The organism is uncultured Senegalimassilia sp. (assembly GCF_934632265.1).
Taxonomy (GTDB): domain Bacteria; phylum Actinomycetota; class Coriobacteriia; order Coriobacteriales; family Eggerthellaceae; genus Senegalimassilia.
This window is the reverse complement of the sequence record NZ_CAKTYH010000202.1, coordinates 1-1,717: the sequence shown is the minus strand read 5'-3', so window position 1 is coordinate 1,717 and position 1,717 is coordinate 1. Positions and strand designations below refer to the sequence as shown.

Annotated in this window: 2 protein-coding genes; both read right to left on the bottom strand. The window is 65.2% G+C overall.

Features of this window, described 5'->3' with window-relative positions; genetic code table 11:
• Positions 1-949 (bottom strand): 4Fe-4S binding protein (locus tag Q0H50_RS09465; RefSeq protein WP_294421706.1); only part of this gene is annotated, 949 nt, incomplete at its 3' end.
• A 9-nt stretch (positions 950-958) separates the two neighbouring features.
• On the bottom strand, positions 959-1,717 hold a 759-nt coding region (locus Q0H50_RS09460; protein WP_294421705.1), incomplete at its 5' end, for a 4Fe-4S dicluster domain-containing protein.

The window sequence follows — 1,717 nt, the reverse complement described above, 5'->3', positions numbered from 1 at the left end:
CGATCAGCGGCATGCTGATCGCGTGCGCCGGGCAGGCGTCCACGCACGAGCGGCACTTCGTGCATTCGCTCCATGCGGCCTCGGACAGCTCGGGGTGGCGCGGGTCGATGCCCTCCTCGCAGGCGCGTCCGCAAGCGCCGCACTTCTTGCCCTGGGCCGTTTCCAGACACTTCGCGTTGTCGATGGTGGGCTTGAACGTGCGGTTCAGCTTGGCGATCAGGCTCATGAACGCCGAAAGCGGGCACAGCTTATGGCACCACTTCTTGAACAGCAGCACCTCGGCGATCAGGATGGCGGGCACCACGATGAGCGACCACGTCACATCGCCCTGCGCGAACAGGTTCACCAGCAGCAGGATGGTGGCGAAGGTCAGGCCGATGGGGCACACCAGGCAAAACACCGGGAAGCCGAAGATGAACGTGGACAGCAGCGCGCCGCCCAGCACGAAGTGGCGGGCATCCACGGCCTCGCCGCGTTTCTTCGCGCAGCTTGCGCAGCCGGCCAGGCCCTTCGAGTCCTTCTCGCAGCCGGTTGCCAGCGTCGCCTTCTCGTCTTCGGTCAGCGGCGCGATGTCGGCTGCGGCTTCGGTCGCCTTGTCGTCTGCCTGTTTCGCGGTCTTCGCCTTCTCGGCCTTCGCCTGCTTCTCGGGCTTGGCGAATATGCCGCGAAGCTTCTGCACCAGGGGAACGGGGCACATCCAGCCGCAGAACGCGCGGGCGAACACGATGATGAGCACCACCATGATGACCAGCGACACCACGGCGCGCGGCACCATCATCTTGCTGGCGAGCATAGTGCCCAGGGCGCCCAGCGGGCAGAGGATCGAGATATCCCAGATGCCCGGCGCGGAAATGGTGCCGATGCCCAGGTTCGTCAAAAAGCCCACGAACACGATGGCCACGATGGCGAGCGCGGTGATGGTGCGCAGCGTCTTGGAATTGCGTTTCATGACCGCACCCTACCTTTCTACCTGGTCAAGCGGCTTGATGGTGATGGCGCGCGAAGTGGCGCCCTCGGAGATGGAGCCGTTTTGCAGCGATACGCAAACGCTTTCGCAGGCTCCGCAGCCGTTGCACTTGTTGTCCAGCACCACGGGACGGTTCTCGTCGTCAAGCGTGATGGCTTCGTATGGGCACGAGTCGTAGCAGAATCGGCAGCCGATCAGCTTGTACGCCAGGCACCAGTCGGTGTTGATGACGGCGCGGCCGATGATGGTGTTCTCCTTCGTGGCGTCCGCCGGCAGCTCAAGTGCGCGCGTGGGGCAGGCCGAGACGCACAGCGGCGTGCCGCCGTTCTCCTCGGTGCACCAATCGCAGTAGTCGTCGCTGAAATCGAACGTGGGCGTGCGCATGTTCAGGATGCCGTCTTCCATGTGCGCCGGGCGGATGACGTCGCGCGGGCAGATCTCGTAGCACTTCTCGCAGCGGATGCAGGCGCTGATCAGGCGATCCTCATCCTGACCTCCCGGAGGTCGGATGATGGCCTGCGGGTTCGCCATTTTCAGCCCGCCCAGGCCGAGCATCACCGCGGCGCCGCCGATGCCCAGGCATAGCGTGCGGCGCGTCATGCCGCCGGTTTTCGATTGCTTCTCCGCGGCGGCCTGCGCTTTTGCCGTATCGGCCGCCCCCCTCGTCTGTTCCGCGCGGCCCTCGGGCAGATCCGTGCGGTTGTCCGTGTTGTCCATCTCTCCTTCTTTCGCTCGCGCCCGATGCTGGCC